This is a genomic window from Melaminivora jejuensis, assembly GCF_017811175.1.
Taxonomy (GTDB): domain Bacteria; phylum Pseudomonadota; class Gammaproteobacteria; order Burkholderiales; family Burkholderiaceae_C; genus Melaminivora; species Melaminivora jejuensis.
Window position 1 is genome coordinate 1,445,877 of the sequence record NZ_JACWIJ010000002.1, and the last position, 16,141, is coordinate 1,462,017.

General features: G+C 66.0%; 9 protein-coding genes and 1 pseudogene. 2 read left to right on the plus strand and 8 right to left on the minus strand.

Annotation, left to right across the window (positions count from 1 at the left end; genetic code table 11):
- Positions 1–175 precede the first annotated feature (175 nt).
- The 3 genes and pseudogenes from clpA to dnaE all read right to left on the minus strand — a co-directional run bounded on the left by clpA (position 176) and on the right by dnaE (position 6,576).
- Positions 176–2,536: an ATP-dependent Clp protease ATP-binding subunit ClpA gene (gene clpA, locus IDM45_RS06970; protein ID WP_209422201.1), complete on the minus strand. Its 2,361-nt coding sequence runs from the start codon at positions 2,534–2,536 to the stop codon at positions 176–178.
- Positions 2,537–2,594: 58 nt separating this feature from the next.
- Positions 2,595–2,909: an ATP-dependent Clp protease adapter ClpS gene (clpS, locus tag IDM45_RS06975; protein WP_209424038.1), complete on the minus strand. Its 315-nt coding sequence runs from the start codon at positions 2,907–2,909 to the stop codon at positions 2,595–2,597.
- A gap of 119 nt (positions 2,910–3,028) precedes the next feature.
- Positions 3,029–6,576, minus strand: a pseudogene (dnaE, locus tag IDM45_RS06980) (DNA polymerase III subunit alpha).
- A 131-nt stretch (positions 6,577–6,707) separates the two neighbouring features.
- On the opposite strand from dnaE, the gene IDM45_RS06985 reads away from it, so the two are divergent.
- Together IDM45_RS06985 and IDM45_RS06990 are read left to right on the plus strand one after the other, a co-directional pair.
- Positions 6,708–7,502 carry an outer membrane protein assembly factor BamD gene (locus IDM45_RS06985; protein WP_209422202.1) on the plus strand — a complete coding sequence of 265 codons (795 nt, stop codon included), beginning with the start codon at positions 6,708–6,710 and terminating at the stop codon, positions 7,500–7,502.
- A gap of 63 nt (positions 7,503–7,565) precedes the next feature.
- Positions 7,566–8,324, plus strand: a complete 759-nt coding sequence (locus tag IDM45_RS06990; protein WP_209422203.1) for a PP2C family protein-serine/threonine phosphatase — start codon at positions 7,566–7,568, stop codon at positions 8,322–8,324.
- Between the two features lie 120 nt (positions 8,325–8,444).
- On the opposite strand, the gene IDM45_RS06995 is transcribed toward IDM45_RS06990, so the two are convergent.
- The 5 genes from IDM45_RS06995 to IDM45_RS07015 form a co-directional block, all read right to left on the minus strand.
- Positions 8,445–9,020: a hypothetical protein gene (locus IDM45_RS06995; RefSeq protein WP_209422204.1), complete on the minus strand. Its 576-nt coding sequence runs from the start codon at positions 9,018–9,020 to the stop codon at positions 8,445–8,447.
- A 116-nt stretch (positions 9,021–9,136) separates the two neighbouring features.
- Positions 9,137–10,234, minus strand: a complete 1,098-nt coding sequence (gene zapE, locus IDM45_RS07000) for a cell division protein ZapE (protein ID WP_209422205.1) — start codon at positions 10,232–10,234, stop codon at positions 9,137–9,139.
- 145 nt (positions 10,235–10,379) lie between these two features.
- Positions 10,380–11,819: a dihydrolipoyl dehydrogenase gene (gene lpdA / locus IDM45_RS07005; protein WP_209422206.1), complete on the minus strand. Its 1,440-nt coding sequence runs from the start codon at positions 11,817–11,819 to the stop codon at positions 10,380–10,382.
- A 104-nt stretch (positions 11,820–11,923) separates the two neighbouring features.
- A complete protein-coding gene (gene odhB, locus IDM45_RS07010) occupies positions 11,924–13,186 on the minus strand; it encodes a 2-oxoglutarate dehydrogenase complex dihydrolipoyllysine-residue succinyltransferase (protein ID WP_209422207.1) in 1,263 nt (420 codons plus the stop codon).
- Positions 13,187–13,249: 63 nt separating this feature from the next.
- Positions 13,250–16,129, minus strand: a complete 2,880-nt coding sequence (locus IDM45_RS07015) for a 2-oxoglutarate dehydrogenase E1 component (protein ID WP_209422208.1) — start codon at positions 16,127–16,129, stop codon at positions 13,250–13,252.
- Positions 16,130–16,141 lie beyond the last annotated feature (12 nt).

Genomic DNA, 16,141 nt, shown 5'->3' on the forward strand with positions numbered 1-16,141 from the left:
GGGCGTGATGCTCACGCAGAACGCTCATCGCTCATCCCTCATCGCCCCCGGGATTCGCTCTTTTTATGATAGCTGCCATCGCTTGCCTGTATTGGCTTTGAGGCAGATTTGATGCTCAAAATGTCACAAAAAACCGCAGCCGGGGCTGCGGTTTTTGCTGGTCTCGGCGCCGGTCTCAGTCGGCGGTGGCTTCCTCCGGCTCGGCCGGCTCGGCCTTGACGCCGCGCTCCTTCTTGGGCAGGGGCTGGATGTCCAGCCTGATCTCGGGCGCCGGGGCGTCCTTGCCATCGTCCTCGCCCACCGGGTTGTCGATGTCCACCGTCAGGCGCCCGCCATCGGTGAGGCGACCGAACAGCAGCTCGTCGGCCAGCGCCTTGCGGATCAAGTCCTGGATCAGGCGCTGCATGGGGCGCGCGCCCATCAGCGGATCGAAGCCCTTCTTGGCCAGGTGTTTGCGCAGGGTGTCGGTGAAGGTGACCTCGACCTTCTTCTCGGCCAGCTGGGTTTCGAGCTGCAGCAGGAACTTGTCCACCACGCGCAGGATGATCTGCTCATCGAGCGGCTTGAAGCTGACCACGGCGTCCAGGCGGTTCCTGAACTCGGGCGTGAACAGGCGCTTGATGTCGGCCATCTCGTCGCCTGCCTGGCGCGGGTTGGTGAAGCCAATCGTCGCCTTGTTCATGGTCTCAGCGCCCGCGTTGGTCGTCATGATGATGATGACGTTGCGGAAGTCGGCCTTGCGTCCGTTGTTGTCCGTCAGCGTGCCGTGATCCATGACCTGCAGCAGCACGTTGAAAATGTCCGGGTGCGCTTTTTCGATTTCGTCGAGCAGCAGCACGCAGTGCGGCTTCTTGGTCACGGCCTCGGTCAAGAGACCGCCCTGGTCGAAGCCGACATAGCCTGGGGGCGCGCCGATCAGGCGGCTCACGGCGTGGCGCTCCATGTACTCGGACATGTCGAAGCGCACCAGATCGACGCCCATGATGTAGGCCAGCTGCTTAGCCGCTTCGGTCTTGCCGACGCCAGTGGGGCCGGAGAACAAAAAGCTGCCGATGGGCTTGTCGCCCTTGCCCAGCCCTGAGCGTGCCATCTTGACGCTGGCAGCCAGCACCTCCAGCGCCTTGTCCTGGCCGAAGACCACGCTCTTCAAGTCACGCTCCAGCGTCTGCAGCTTGCTGCGGTCGTCGTTGCTGACGTTGGCGGGCGGGATGCGGGCGATCTTCGCCACGATCTCCTCGATCTCGGTCTTGCCGATGGTCTTCTTGCGCTTGGAGGGCGTCAGGATGCGCTGCGCCGCGCCGGCCTCGTCGATCACGTCGATGGCCTTGTCGGGCAGATGCCGATCGTTGATGTACTTGGCCGACAGCTCGGCTGCAGCCTGCAGGGCGGCAGCGGCGTACTTGACGCTGTGGTGCTCCTCGAAGCGCGACTTCAGGCCCTTGAGGATGTCGATGGTCTCGGCCACCGTCGGCTCGACCACATCCACCTTCTGGAAGCGCCGCGACAGCGCTGCATCCTTTTCGAAGATGCCGCGGTACTCGGTGAAGGTCGTCGCGCCGATGCACTTGAGCTGGCCCGACGACAGTGCGGGCTTGAGCAGGTTGCTGGCATCAAGCGTCCCGCCCGAGGCGGCACCGGCGCCGATCAGCGTGTGGATCTCGTCGATGAACAGCACGGCATTGGGCTTGTCCTTGAGGCTTTTCAGCACGCCCTTGAGGCGCTGCTCGAAGTCGCCCCGGTACTTGGTGCCCGCCAGCAGCGCGCCCATGTCCAGCGAATACACCGTGGCCTCGGCCAGGATCTCCGGCACGTCGCCCTGGGTGATGCGCCAGGCCAGGCCCTCGGCAATGGCCGTCTTGCCCACGCCGGCCTCGCCCACCAGCAGCGGGTTGTTCTTGCGCCGGCGGCACAGGATCTGGATGGTGCGCTCGACCTCGTAGTTGCGGCCGATCAGCGGATCGATCTTGCCGTCCTTGGCGGACTGGTTGAGGTTTTGCGTGTACTGCTCCAGCGGCGAGGCCTTTTCGTTCCTCTCGCCCTGGGCGCTGCCCTCTTCGGCTTCGGCCTGGCCTTCCTGCTTGGCCGGCTCCTGGGGCTCGCCCTTTCTGATGCCGTGGGCGATGAAATTCACCACGTCCAGGCGCGTCACGCCCTGCTGATGCAGGTAATAGACGGCGTGCGAATCCTTCTCGCCATAGATGGCCACCAGCACGTTGGCGCCGGTGACTTCCTTCTTGCCGTTGCCGGTGGACTGCACGTGCATGATGGCACGCTGGATCACGCGCTGGAAGCCCAGCGTGGGCTGGGTGTCAACCTCGCCCTCGCCAGCGACCTGGGGCGTGTTGTCCTTGATGAAATGCGTCAGCGAGGCGCGCAGGTCGTCAATGTGGGCGGCGCAGGCGCGCAGCACCTCGGCGGCGCTGGGGTTGTCCAGCAAAGCCAGCAGCAGGTGCTCCACGGTGATGAACTCGTGGCGCTGCTGGCGGGCCTCGACGAAGGCCATGTGCAAGCTGACTTCCAGTTCCTGGGCAATCATGTGAGAACTCCTTTGTGCTTGCGTGTGGAAACAACTGTATTTCAGGGACGAAGACCTGTTATTCAACAGGCTCGCTCAGGCATTGCAGCGGGTGGCCGGCGTGGCGTGCCGCGTCCAGCACCTGCTCGACCTTGGTGGCCGCCACGTCGCGGCTGTACACCCCGCACACGCCCTTACCTTCGAGATGAATCTTGAGCATGATCTGTGTAGCGGCCTCGCGATCCTTGTGGAAGAACTCCTGTAGGACGACCACCACGAACTCCATGGGGGTGTAGTCGTCATTGAGCATGACCACCTGATGCATCTGCGGCGGTGTGGTTTTTTGCGCTCGGCGCTCGACCACGGCTGCTCCGCCGGTGTCGGGCGGTGCAATCGAAGGCCTGGTGGGCGCCTTGGGGGACGGATGGTTGCCATGTTGAAATTCATTCTATCGAGCCGCGCCCGGGCACGGTCTTGGGGAAACTGGCAGCTTGGCGGCTTATTTCAAGCCGCTCACGCCATCTCGTAGATCACGCTGAGGCTGCCGGCGCCGACTTGCTGCGCCCACGCGGCCAGAGCCTGGTCGCAGGGAAAGAAGCGGCTGGCGTCGCCCAGCTGCAGCTCGGCCAGCGCCGGTGCGCCGCCCGCTGGGTCGCTGCAGCGCACGGCCAGGCGCACGCGCAGGCCATGCAGCAGCGGCTCGCCCTGTCCGCTCTCCTCGCGCTGCGGCGGGTAGGCGCGCACGATGGCCGCCACGTCCGGCTGCACGCTGCTGTCCACGTGCAGATAGCGACCAAAGCGCGCGCGCGCGCCGGCCAGGCTCCACAACTGCTGCACCTTCAGGCGCAGGCCGCCGCTGAAGTGATCCAGCTGCAGCCGACCGCTGGCGACCACGAACTCATCATCGCGCAGCAGACCGGCGCTGGCAGCGATCACGGCCTCGTCGGCCGAGGCCTCGATAGCGCCCGATCTGTCATCCAGCTTGAACAGCGCCAGCTTGCCGCGCTGGCCATTGATGACGCGGCAGTCGCTCAGGATGCCGGCCATGAGCTGGGGCTCGCGGCTGTCGGCCAGCTCGGCGATGGGTGTGCGCACGAAGCGGCGCACCTCGGCCTCGACCTCGTCGAACAGGTGGCCCGACAGGTAAAAGCCCACGGCGGTCTTTTCCTGCGTCAGCCGCTCCTTGACGCCCCACTCGGGCACATCGGCCAGGGCCGGCTCCTCGGTGCTGGCGCCGATGGCGTCCTCGCCCATCATGTCGAACAGCCCGCCCTGGTTGGCGTTGGCCAGTTGCGCGGCGGCGTAGTCGAAGGCCCGGTCGATGGACGCCACCAGCGCCGCCCGGTTCGGCTCGACGGCATCGAAGGCGCCGGCCTTGATCAGCGCCTCCACGGTGCGCTTGTTCAGGCGCGTGCGATCGACGCGCACGCAAAAATCGAACAGGCTCTTGAACGGCCCGCACACGTCGCCCTGCGGCCCCGTGCCCCGGCCCTCGCGCGCAGCAATGATGGCCTCGATAGCCTGTTGGCCCGTGCCCTTGACGGCGCCCAGGCCGTAGCGGATGACCTGATCCGTCACCGGCTCGAAGCGGTACAGCCCCGGTTGATGTCCGGCGGCTCGAAGCGGATGCCGAAATGCTTGACGGCATCCTCGTACAGCACCTTGAGCTTGTCCGTGTCGTCCATCTCCACGGTCATGTTGGCGCAGTAGAACTCGGCCGTGTAATGCACCTTGAGCCAGCCGGTGTGATAGGCCAGCAGCGAGTAGGCGGCGGCGTGCGACTTGTTGAAGCCATAGCCGGCGAACTTTTCCATCAGGTCGAAGACCTCGTCGGCCTGGGCCTCGGGGATGCCTTTCTCGGCAGCGCCCTTCCTGAAGATGATGCGGTGCTCGGCCATCTCCTCGGGCTTTTTCTTGCCCATGGCACGGCGCAGCATGTCGGCGCCGCCCAGCGAGTAGCCACCCAGCACCTGCGCAGTCTGCATGACCTGCTCCTGATAGACCATGATGCCGTAGGTTTCGGCCAGCACCGGTTCGACCAGCGGGTGCGGGTACTCGACCACCTCCTTGCCGTGCTTGCGGTTCACGAAGCTGGGGATCAGATCCATCGGCCCGGGGCGGTACAGGGCGTTGAGGGCGATCAGGTCTTCCAGCCGGCTGGGGCGGGCTTCCTTCAACATGCCCTGCATTCCGCGGCTTTCGAACTGGAACACGGCCTCGGTCTTGCCCTCGGAAAACAGCCGGTAGGTGCGCGCATCATCGAGCGGCACTTGCTCGAAGGCGAAATTCTCCTGGCCCTTGTGGCGCTGCTGGATCAGCTCGCGGGCAATCTCCAGGATGGTCAGCGTGGCCAGGCCCAGGAAGTCGAACTTGACCAGGCCGATGGCCTCCACGTCATCCTTGTCGTACTGGCTGACTGCCGACTCGCTGCCCGGCTGTTGGTACAGCGGGCAAAAATCCGTCAATTTGCCCGGCGCGATCAGCACGCCGCCGGCGTGCATGCCGATGTTGCGCGTCATGCCTTCGAGCTTTTGCGCCATCTCGATCACGGTGCGCACGTCCTCCTCGCTGCGCACGCGCTCGTACAGCAGCGGCTCCAGCTCCAGGGCGTAGTTGTTCTTGTCACCCTCCTTCCTCGGCTCGGGCGGATAGGCCAGGGTGTAGGTCTGGCCGGGCTTGCCGGGCACCAGCTTGGAGATGCCGTCGCAGAAGTTGTAGCTCAGATCCATGACCCGGCCCACGTCGCGGATCGCCGCCTTGGCCGCCATGGTGCCGAAGGTGGCGATCTGGCTGACGGCCTGCCGGCCATACTTGTCCTTGACGTATTCGATGACCCGGTCGCGGTTGGATTGGCAGAAATCGATGTCGAAGTCGGGCATGGACACCCGCTCCGGGTTCAGGAAACGCTCGAACAGCAGGTTGTACTGCAGCGGATCGAGGTCGGTGATCTTGAGCGCATAGGCCACCAGCGAGCCAGCCCCCGAACCCCGGCCCGGCCCCACCGGGCAACCATTGGCCTTGGCCCACTGGATGAAGTCGCCCACGATCAGGAAGTAGCCCGGGAAGCCCATCTTCAGGATGGTGCCCAGCTCGAACTCCAGGCGCTCCTCGTAGCGTGGGCGCTGGCGCTCGCGCTCGGCAGCATCGGGGTACAGCTGCGCCAAGCGCTCCTTCAGGCCCTCGTGCGAGGCCAGGCGGAAGTACTCGTCGATGGGCATACCGCCCGGCGTCGGGAAGTCCGGCAATTGCGGCTTGCCCAGCACCAGCGTCAGGCTGCAGCGGCGGGCGATCTCGACACTATTGGCCAACGCCGAAGGCAGGTCGGCAAAGAGCTCGTGCATCTGCGCAGCGCTCTTGAAATGCTGCTCGCGCGTGAAGCGGCGCACCCGGCGCGGATTGGCCAGGATTTCGCCCTCGGCGATGCACACACGCGCCTCGTGCGCCTCATGGTCGTCCGGCGTGGCGAACTGGATGGGGTGCGTGGCGACCACCGGCAGGCCCAGCCGGGCGGCCAGTTGCGCAGCAGCGGCGACATGCGCCTCATCGTCGGGCCGGCCTGCGCGCTGCAGCTCCAGGTAAAAGCGCTGCGGATAGATCTGCGCCAGGCGCTGCGCCAGCTCCTGGGCGACGTCGTCGGCACCCTTCATCAGCGCCTGGCCAACCGGGCCGGCCTGCGCGCCGGACAGGGCGATCAGGCCAGCGTTCAACTCTTGCAGCCACGCCCAGGTACACAGCGGCAGATTCTTGACCACGTTGCCTGTCCAGGCCCGGGCCAGCAGTTCGCACAGGTTCAGGTAGCCCTGGCGATTCTGTGCCAGCAGCAGCAGGCGTGCCGGGGCCGGGCCGGTGTCGCCTTCGAGCATGACCTCGACGCCGATGATGGGCTTGACTCCTTTGCTGCGGCCCTCGCGGTAGAACTTGACGGCGCCAAACAGGTTGTTCAGATCAGTGATCGCCAGGGCCGGCTGGGCGTCGCGGGCCGCCGCGCGCATGGCCTCGCCGATGCGGATGGTGCCGTCAACGACGGAAAATTCGGTGTGCAGGCGCAAGTGGACAAACATCCGCGCATTGTAAAAACCGGGCCATGCCCGCGCCCGGCGCCGGGCACCGCTACATACAATCGCGCTTCGACGCCGCCACCCTCCCATGCAGGCCGCACCTGCCGCCGCCTGCCACCTCACCCCCGAAAGCCATGCCACGTTTACTGCCTGTTGTTCTGCCCCTGGTGCTGGCCGGCACCCTGGCCGCCTGTTCCAGCACCAATGAAGACAAGACCGCTGGCTGGAGTCCCGACAAGATCTATGCCGAGGCGCGCGACGAGATGAACAGCAACGCCTACGACAAGGCCGTGCCGCTGCTGGAAAAGCTCGAAGGCCGCGCCGCCGGCACGCCGCTGGCACAGCAGGCGCAGCTGGAAAAAGCCTACGCCCAGTACAAGGGCGGCGACAAGGCCCAGGCCGTGGCCACGCTGGATCGTTTCATGAAGCTGCACCCGGCCAGCCCCGCCTACGACTACGCGCTGTACCTCAAGGGCCTGGTCAATTTCAACGACGACCTGGGGCTGTTTTCCTGGGTCTCGCGCCAGGATCTGTCCGAGCGCGACCAGCGCGCCGCCAAGGATTCCTTCGAGGCTTTCCGGGAGTTGAGCACGCGCTTTCCCGATTCGCGCTACACGCCGGACGCGCGCCAGCGCATGACCTACATCGTCAACTCGCTGGCGCAGTACGAGGTACACGTGGCGCGCTACTACTTCGAGCGCGGCGCCTACGTGGCTGCCGTCAGCCGGGCGCAGAACGCCATTGCCGAATACAAGGACGTGCCCGCCACCGAGGAGGCGCTGTACATCCTGGTGCGCTCCTACGACGCGCTGGACATGCCGCAGCTGCGCGACGACGCACGCCGCGTGCTGCTGGCCAGCTATCCGCAGACCACCTTGCTGAACCAGGGCTTCCGTGCCAAGTCCGACCCCTGGTGGAAGCTGTGGTGACATGCTGACCCACTCCCACCTGTTCTTGGCCACCAGACACAGGACGCAATCGGTGCATCAGACATGAGCAAGGCCTATCGTCTGCTCGCCTCGACGGGCATCCACCGGGGCGACCGGGAATACCAGCAGGATCAGGTGGCCCTGCTGTCGCACGCACGCACCAATGGCTGCCTGCTGGCCGTCCTGGCCGACGGCATGGGCGGGCGCAGCGGCGGGCGCAAGGCCTCCGACCAGGTCATGCTGACGGCGCGCCAGCTGTTCGAGCGCTACAGCGTGGACGGCGACGACCCGGCCAGCCTGCTGACCCACCTGGCGCAGGAGGCGCACATGGTAATCCGCCTGACGGCCATTGCCGCCGAGCAGGAGCCGCACAGCACCCTGGCGGCGTTCTTGCTGAACCCGCGCGGCGACTGCCACTGGGTACACGCGGGCGACTCGCGCATCTACCACTTGCGCAACGGGCAGCTGATCCACCGCACCAAGGATCATTCCTACGTGCAAGGCCTGGTCGATCGCGGCCAGCTCACCGAGGAGCAGGCCCTGACGCATCCCCAGTCCAACATCCTGGTGGGCTGCCTGGGCACGGAAAACGACCCGCCGGTCACGCTGCACTTCATCCCGCAGATACAGCCCGGCGATGTGCTGATGGCCTGCAGCGATGGCGTGTGGCACTACTTCTCGACAGAAGAGCTGGCCGCCGTGCTGACCCGGCTGACGCCGCGCGAGGCCAGCGAATTCCTGATCGACAAGGCCCGCATCCGCGCCCAGGGCGGGGGCGACAACCTATCGCTGGCCATCGTCAAGGTCGAGGCCCTGAGCTGAACGGCTCCTGAACTGCACGCACTTGAGGCGTGCCGGGCCTCGACCCCATCCCTTTCAAAGGCTTGGCATTTGGCACATGAAAGGCTTGTTCGCCGCAACACCTCTTGAAAGAGATGAGCCTCAATCCCCCAGCGAGGGCAGCGGGCGCGCTGCCGGGCGGCCCTCGGCAGCGTCCTGGGCGCGCTGGCGCTCATGTTCGGCACGCCTTTCGCGCGCCTTTTGCTGGCGCGCCTCGTAGCGCTGGCGCGACTGCTCCAGCCGCTCGGCCTGCTGCTGCGCCCGCTGCTGCTGCGCCGCCTCGTGCGCCTGCTGGCGCTGGCGCGCCTGGCTGGCGCGTTCGCTGGCCTGGCGCGCGCGCAATTGTGCTTCGGCCTCATGTCCGCCAGGCCCGCCGGGAGGCGGCAACCGCCCTTCTGGCGCCGCAGCGGGCGGCTCCTGGCTGCCGCTGCGCTCCTCGATGGCGCGCAGGCGCTGCGCGGCCCGGTCGCGGCGTTCGGCTTCGTCGAGTTCCAGCTCCTGGCGCCACAGCAGGTTGTCCTGCGCCCGGGCGGCACTGCGCGCCTTGCGCAGACAGTCCTCCACGGCAAAGCGCTGGCGGCAGGCTGCCTCCTGCTGCTGCAGTTGCGCCTGCACGGCCTGGCGCTGCTGCTGGATGCGCGCGCGGGCCGGCAGCTCGCCTGTTGATGTGGCGGGCATCGCTGGCGTGGCCGGTGGCTCCTGGGCGAGTGCGCCAGCGCAGGCACAGGCGCAGGCGACAAGCAGGGCCAGCGTCCGGTTACAGCACGGGATGAGTGGCGGCATCGGCAGGGGCATCAGGTCAGCGAGGTATCCACCACCCGGCGCTCCAGCGCCAGGAATTCCCTGGACTGCATCTCGTTGAGGCGCGAGACCGTGCGCGGGAATTCATGCGCCAGCGGCCCTTCGGTGTAGAGCTGCTCGGGCGGCACGGCAGCCGACAGGATCAGCTTGACGCGCCGGTCGTATAGCACATCCACCAGCCAGGTGAAGCGCCGCGCGGGCGAGGCCATGTTGACCGGCATGTGCGGCACGTTGGACAGCAGCACGGTGTGGAACTGCGAGGCAATCTCCAGGTAGTCGTTCTGCGAGCGCGGGCCCATGCACAACTCGCGAAAGTCGAACCAGACCACGCCGCCGGCGCGGCGGATGGCGCGGATCTCGCGCGCCTCGATGTGCAGCACCGGGTCTTCGTCGCGGCTGGCGGCCAGCAGCTCGAAGGTCTCGGCCATGGCAGCCTCGGCCTCGGGGCCGAGCGGGCAGTGGTACAGCCGGGCGTTTTCCAGCGCGCGCGAGCGGTAGTCGGTGCCGTTGTCCACGTTCACCACTTCCATGCGCTCATTGAGCAGCGCGATGGCCGGCAGGATGCGGTCGCGGTGCAGGCCATCCGGGTACAGCTCGTCGGGCTTGAAGTTGGAGGTGGTCACGAAGCCCACCCCGTTGTCCCACAGCGCCACCAGCAGGCGGTGCAGGATCATGGCGTCGGTGATGTCGGCGACGTGGAACTCGTCGAAGCAGATCAGCTTGTAGCGCCGTGCAATGCGCGCGCCCAGCACATCCAGCGGGTTTTGCTGCCCCTGCAAGCCGGCCAGCTCGCGATGCACCTCGCGCATGAACTCGTGAAAGTGCAGGCGCGTCTTGCGCTTGAGCGGCACGGCGTTGAAGAAGCAGTCCATGAGAAAGCTCTTGCCGCGCCCCACGCCGCCGTACATATAGACGCCCCGGGGGATGTCCGGGCGGTTGATGAGTTTTTTCAGCGCATTGGAGCGGCGCTGCTTGTAGGCACCCCACTCCTGCGCGCAGCGCTCCAGAGCCTGAACGGCGCGCAGTTGCGCCGGATCGCTCGAAAAGCCCTTGGCGGCGAGTTCCGCCTCATAGGCCTGCCTGACTTTCACCGGAAATCCTTACTATCAGTTTGATAGCTGTCAGCGCTTGCCTGACAAGCGTTTGAGCCTGATTTGGCTTATAAAAATGGACGAAACAGCCTGTGCGGCACCATCCTGCGGCCTGCCCGCTGGCGGCGCTGCACGGGCAGGCAGGTCAGAAGTTCAGCGTGCGCTTGTCCACGGCCAGCGCGGCTTCCTTGGTCGCCTCGGACAGCGAGGGGTGGGCGTGGCAGATGCGCGCGATGTCCTCGCTGCTGGCCTTGAACTCCATGGCCACCACGGCCTCGGCGATCAGCTCGCTGACCAGCGGGCCGACCATGTGCACGCCCAGGATCTCGTCGGTCTCGGTATCGGCCAGGAACTTGACCATGCCGGTGGTGTCGCCCAGGGCGCGCGCGCGGCCATTGGCCATGAAGGGGAAGCTGCCGGCCTTGTACTTGACGCCATCGGCTTTCAACTGCTGCTCGGTGCGGCCCACCCAGGCGATCTCCGGGCTGGTGTAGATGACCCAGGGGATGGTGTTGAAGTTGACGTGCCCATGCTGGCCGGCAATGCGCTCGGCCACGGCCACGCCTTCTTCCTCAGCCTTGTGCGCCAGCATGGGGCCGCGCACCACGTCGCCCACGGCCCAGACGCCGGGCAGGTTGGTGCGGCACTGCTCATCGACCACCACGGCGCCGCGCTCGTCGAGCTGCAGGCCGACGTTCTCCGGGTTCAGGCCGATGGTGTTGGGCACGCGGCCAATGGAGACGATGAGCTTGTCCACTTCGAGCTTCTGCTCTTCGCCCTTGGCATTGGCGTAGGCCACGCTGATGCGCGTCTCCTTGCCCTTCTTGGCGCTCTTGACTTCGCTGATCTTCACGCCTAGCTCGACCTTCAGGCCCTGCTTGTCGAAGGCTTTCTTGGCCTCCTTGGCGATCTGCTCATCGACGGCGCCCAGGAAAGTGGGCAGGCCCTCCAGCACCGTCACCTGGGAGCCCAGGCGGCGCCAGACGCTGCCCATCTCCAGCCCGATCACCCCCGAGCCGATCACGCCCAGGCGCTTGGGCACGGTCTCCAGCGCCAGCGCACCGTCGTTGGACAGGATGTTGATCTCGTCGAAGTCCACGCCCGGCAGCGCGCGCGCATTGGAGCCAGTGGCCACCACGACCTGCTTGCCGATCAGCGTCTCGTTGCTGGCGCCCTGCACCTGGATCTCGTAGCCGCCCTCCACCGCCTTGGCAAACGAGCCGCGCCCGTGGAAGAAGCTGACCTTGTTCTTCTTGAACAGGTACAGGATGCCGTCATTGTTTTGCTTCACCACCGTGTCCTTGCGGCCAATCATGGTGGGCACGTCCATGCTGACCTTGCCGGTGCTGATGCCGTGCTCGGCAAAGTGCTTGTTGGCGTGCTCGAAGTATTCGGACGACTGCAACAGCGCCTTGGACGGGATGCAGCCCACGTTGGTGCAGGTGCCGCCGGGTGCGGGGCCGCCCTTGTCATTAGTCCAGGCGTCGATGCAGGCGACCTGCATCCCGAGTTGCGCTGCGCGGATGGCCGCGATGTAGCCGCCGGGGCCGGCGCCGATGACGATGACGTCGAATTGCTTGCTCATGGTGTGTTCGGGAATTTCTTGTTGGAATGAAAAACCCACCGCAGGGCCGGGCCAAGGGTGGGTTCTGTGGGTTTTACGGCAGAAAAGCGCAGCCCTGTCGCGGCTTAGATATCGAACAGCAGGCGCGAGGGGTCTTCCAGCGCGTCCTTCATGGCCACCAGGCCCAGCACGGCCTCGCGGCCATCGATGATGCGGTGGTCATACGACATGGCCAAGTAGTTCATCGGACGCACCACGACCTGGCCGTTCTCCACCACGGCGCGATCCTTGGTGGCGTGTACGCCCAGGATGGCCGACTGCGGCGGGTTGATGATGGGCGTGGACATCATGGAGCCGAAGGTGCCGCCATTGCTGATCGAGAAGGTGCCGCCGGTCATGTCCTCGATGCCCAGCTTGCCCTCTTGCGCCTTCTTGCCGAACTCGCCGATCTTCTTTTCGATGTCGGCAAAGCTCATCTGGTCGGCGTTGCGCAGGATGGGCACGACCAGACCGCGGGGCGAGCCCACGGCGATGCCGATGTCGAAGTAGCCGTGATAGACGATGTCGTTGCCATCGACCGAGGCATTGAGCACCGGGAACTTCTTGAGCGCATGGACGGCGGCCTTGACGAAGAAGCTCATGAAGCCGAGCTTGACGCCGTGCTCCTTGGTGAACTGATCCTGGAATTTCTTCCTCAGCTCCATCACCGGGGCCATGTTGACCTCATTGAAGGTGGTCAGGATGGCGTTGGTGGACTGCGACTGCAGCAGCCGCTCGGCAATGCGCGCGCGCAGGCGCGTCATGGGCACGCGCTGCTCGGGGCGGTTGCCCAGGTCGGGGGCGGCCACCGGAGCGGCCACCTGGGGCAGGGCCTTGGTCGGCACGCCCGTGGGGATGACGGCGGCGGTGGACTTCACGCCACCGGCGGACGCCGCCAGCGCATCGCCCTTGGTCACGCGGCCATCCTTGCCGCTGCCGGCAACGTCGGCGGGCGACAGGCCCTTTTCCGACAGGATCTTGGCCGCAGCCGGCATGGCCACGCCGCCCTTGCTGCCGCCGGCGGCAGGAGCAGCCGCTGCGCCAGGCGCCGAGGCGGCGGCAGCAGGCGCGGCAGCGGCAGCCGCAGCCGGGGCAGCGGAGGCCACGGCGTTGGTGTCGATGCGGGCGATGACCTGCTCGGAGGCGACGGTGGCGCCGTCGGCCTGCACGATCTCGGCCAGCACGCCGGCGGCGGGCGCGGGCACTTCCAGCACGACCTTGTCGGTCTCGATCTCGATCAGGATCTCGTCCTGCGCGACGGCCTCGCCGGCCTTTTTCTTCCACGACATCAGCGTGGCCTCGGCCACGGACTCGGACAACTGGGGAACCTTGACTTCAACGATGGACATTTGTGAATGCTTTCCAAAAAGGGTTTTGTCGGTGCTTGACGTGTAGAGCGTGGGTTTGCGGCCTTACTTGGTCAGGACAAAGCCCTTGAGCTTGGCAAAGGCCGCTTCGACCAGCGACTTCTGCTGCTCCTGGTGCAGGTGGGCATAGCCCACGGCGGGCGAGGCCGAGGCGGCGCGGCCGGCGTAGCCGAGTTTCTGGCCATCAGCCATGTTCTCGTGGATGTTGTGCTGGATGAAGAACCAGGCGCCCTGGTTCTGCGGCTCGTCCTGGCACCAGACGATTTCCGTGAGCTTTGGGTACTTCTTCAGCTCGGCGGCGAAGGCCTTGTGCGGGAAGGGGTAGAGCTGCTCGACACGGATGATGGCCACATCGCCCCGCTCGGCCTCAGCACGCTTCTTGACCAGGTCGTAATAGACCTTGCCGGAGCAGGCAATCACGCGCTTGACCTTGGCGGCATTCTTGGCGATTGCCTCGCTTTGTTCGCCCAGCACGGTGCGGAAGGCCCCTTCGGTGAACTCGGCCACCGGCGAGGTCGCGTCCTTGTTCCGCAAGAGCGACTTCGGGGTCATGATGACCAGGGGCTTTCGCAGGTTGCGCACCATCTGGCGACGCAGCACGTGGAAGATCTGGCTGGCCGTGGTCGGCTGCACGATCTGCATGTTGGCCTCGGCGGCCAGCTGCATGAAGCGCTCCAGACGCGCCGAGCTGTGCTCCGGGCCCTGGCCCTCGTAGCCGTGCGGCAGCATCAGCGTCAGGCCGTTGACGCGGCCCCATTTCACCTCGCCCGAGGCGATGAACTGGTCGATGACCACCTGCGCGCCGTTGGCGAAGTCGCCGAACTGCGCCTCCCAGATGACCAGTGTATTGGGGTCGTTGGAGGCGTAGCCGTATTCGAAGGCCAGCACGGCCTCCTCGGACAGGATGGAGTCGATGACGACGAACGGCGCCTGGTTCTCGGCGACGTTTTGCAGCGGCACATAGGTGCCCTCGTCCCACTTCTCGCGCTTTTGGTCATGGATGACGGCATGGCGGTGCGTGAAGGTGCCGCGCCCGCTGTCCTCGCCCGACAGGCGGATCGGGTAGCCCGAGGCCACCAGCGAGGCGAACGCCATGTGCTCGCCCATGCCCCAGTCCACGTTCAGCTCGCCCCGGCCCATGGCGGCGCGGTCGTCCAGCACCTTCTTGACCAGCATGTGCGGCGTCACGCCCTCGGGCAGCGTGGTGATGCGCTCGGCCAGGCGGCGCCATTCGGCCAGCGGGATGGCAGTGTCGGCGGCGTCCGTCCAGGTCTTGCCCAGGAAGGGACTCCAATCGACCGCGTACTTGCCCTTGAAGTTGGTCAGCACCGGATCGACCGTGTGCTTGCCCTCCTCCAGCGCTGCGCGGTAGGCCTTGGCCATGTCGTCGCCCAGGCTCTCGCCCAGGCCCTGCGCAGCCAGCTTGTCGGCGTAGAGCTTGCGCGTGCCCGGGTGCTGGGCAATCTTCTTGTACATCAGCGGCTGGGTGAGCATGGGCGTGTCCTGCTCGTTGTGGCCCAGCTTGCGGTAGCAGATGATGTCCACCACCACGTCGCGCGCGAACTCCATGCGGTACTCCAGCGCCAGCTGCATGGCCAGGCACACGGCTTCCGGGTCGTCGCCGTTCACGTGCAGCACGGGCGACTCGATCATCTTCACGATGTCGGTGCAGTACAGCGTCGAGCGCAGGTCGCGCGGATCGCTGGTCGTGAAGCCGATCTGGTTGTTGATGATGATGTGGACGGTGCCGCCGGTGGTGTAGCCGCGCGTCTCCGACAGCGCCAGCGTCTCCTGGTTCACGCCCTGGCCGGCAAAGGCCGCGTCGCCATGCACCAGCACTGCCAGCACCTGCTTGCCCTTGGGGTCGCCGCGCCGATCCATGCGCGAGCGCACCGAACCCTCGACCACCGGGTTGACGATCTCCAGGTGCGAGGGGTTGAAGGCCAGTGCCAGATGCACCGGGCCGCCGGGAGTGGACACATCGGAGGAAAAGCCGGCGTGGTACTTCACGTCGCCGGCCGGCAGGTCTTCGGGGGCGGTGTGCTCGAACTCGGCAAACAAGTCCTTGGGACTCTTGCCCAGGGTATTGACCAGCACGTTCAGGCGGCCACGGTGCGCCATGCCGATGACCAGCTCCTGGATGCCGACGCTGCCAGCGGAGTTGATCAGCTCGTCCATGGCGGCGATGAAGCTCTCGCCGCCTTCCAGCGAGAAGCGCTTCTGGCCGACGTACTTGGTATGCAGGAAGCGCTCCAGGCCCTCGGCGGCCGTCAGGCGCTCCAGGATGCGCTTTTTCTTCTCGGCGTCGAACTGCGGCTTGGCGCGGATCGATTCGAGCTTTTGCTGCCACCAGCGCTTTTGGTTCTGATCGGAGGCGTACATGTACTCGGCGCCGATGGTGCCGCAGTAGGTCTCGCGCAGCGCGTTGATCAACTCGCGCAGCGGCATGCTCTCCTTGCCGAAGAAGGTGTTGCCGACGTTGAAGACGGTTTCCTGGTCGGCGTCGGTGAAACCGTAGAAGGACGGCTCCAGCTCGGGAATGCCCGGGCGCTCCTGGCGCTTGAGCGGATCGAGGTCGGCCCAGCGCTGGCCGACGTTGCGGTATGCGGCAATGATCTGCTGCACGCCCACGCGCTTCCTGCCCAGCTCGGAGTCGGCGCCGGTGGCGATGACGACCTGGGTGCCGCCCTGCTTGGCACGCTCGGCAAAGGCGTTGATGACGGGCTGGTGCGGGATGTCGCGCGCCTCGCTGCCATCGACGGCGGGGACGTGCTGCAGGGCATCGAAGTACTCGCGCCACGAGTCCGGCACGCTACCGGGGTTGGCGAGATAGCTCTCGTACATCTCCTCGACATAGGGGGCGTTGCCGCCGAAGAGATAGGTATTGCCCTGGTAGGCCTGATAGACGGACGTGGGTTCACTCATTGCTGCGCTGAC